The sequence below is a fragment of the Acidovorax cavernicola genome, from assembly GCF_003581445.1.
Genome location: NZ_QXMN01000240.1, coordinates 1 through 1,185 on the forward strand (window position 1 = coordinate 1; position 1,185 = coordinate 1,185).

The following is a 1,185-nucleotide window of genomic DNA, read 5'->3' on the forward strand; positions in this document are numbered from 1 at the left end:
GCCTATGTGAATGGCCGCTTCGAGGCCCTGCGGCTGCGCCACGAAACCACGGTGGGCGCCAACTACGCGAAGTACACCTCCGACGACATGTTCGCGCGCACGTTCACCGCGGGCGGCAATCTCTTCGCCATCGACCACAACCGCCCCATGCCCACCGTGGCCAGCCTGCTGGCCGCGGGCGGCAGGCAGTATCTCGCGGGATACGACGTGCAGCAAAAAGGCGTCTACGCGAGTTTGCGCAGCCGGCTCACCGAGCAGCTGACAGCGATTGCGGGCGCGCGCGCCAGCTGGTACGACTCGATCTACAACGACAAGAAGGCCAACACCAGCACGCTCACCACCGCCTCGCGCGAGATCACGCCCTATGCGGGCCTGGTGTACGCGCTCACGCCGCAATGGTCCGCCTATGGCAGCTACACGGGCGTGTTCGTGCCGCAGTCCGAACGCACGGCCGCGGGCAATGTGCTCGATCCGATCATCGGCAAGAACTATGAGCTGGGCATCAAGGGCGAGCTGGCGGACGGCCGCGTGAACACCTCGCTGGCCGTATTCCGCTACGACCACAGCAAGCGGGCCGTCAACGACCTGGACGCGGGCTTTGCCTGCGACGGCTGGTACTGCTCCAGGAACTCGGGCAAGGTGCGCAGCCAGGGCTTTGAAGCCGAAGTCAGCGGTGAAGTGGCGCGCAACCTGCAGGTCATGGCCGGCTACACCTACAACACCACGGAATTCCTCAGCGACCCGGAGGAGCAGGGCAAGGTGTTCAGCACCGTCACGCCGAAGCACATGCTGCGCGCCTGGGCGTCGTATCGCCTGCCGGGTGAATGGAACCAGCTCACCGTGGCCGGCGGCTTCAACACGCAAAGCCATACCCTGGGCTACGACCGTTCGTTCAAGCTGGCGGGCTTCACCGTGGGCAATCTGCGCCTGTCCTACCAGGCCACGCGCGAACTCAACCTGGCCGTCAACGTCAACAATGTCTTCGACAAGCGCTACGTGCTGCCGGGCTATGTCGGCTACACCGGCGCCACCTATGGCGATCCGCGCAATGTGATGGTGACGCTGAAATACACCCCAAAGCTGTGACGGCGGGCGCGGCGCGCCGCGCCTTCATGCACGCGCCTTGACCGGCGCGCGCTCACTCCTGCCGCATCACGCCGCCGGATTGAACAGCCGCACTTCGCT

Annotated in this window: 1 protein-coding gene; it reads left to right on the plus strand. The window is 65.4% G+C overall.

Going from position 1 to position 1,185, the window contains the following annotated elements:
* Positions 1-1,086 (plus strand): TonB-dependent siderophore receptor (locus tag D3H34_RS32840; protein ID WP_119558885.1); only part of this gene is annotated, 1,086 nt, incomplete at its 5' end.
* Positions 1,087-1,185 lie beyond the last annotated feature (99 nt).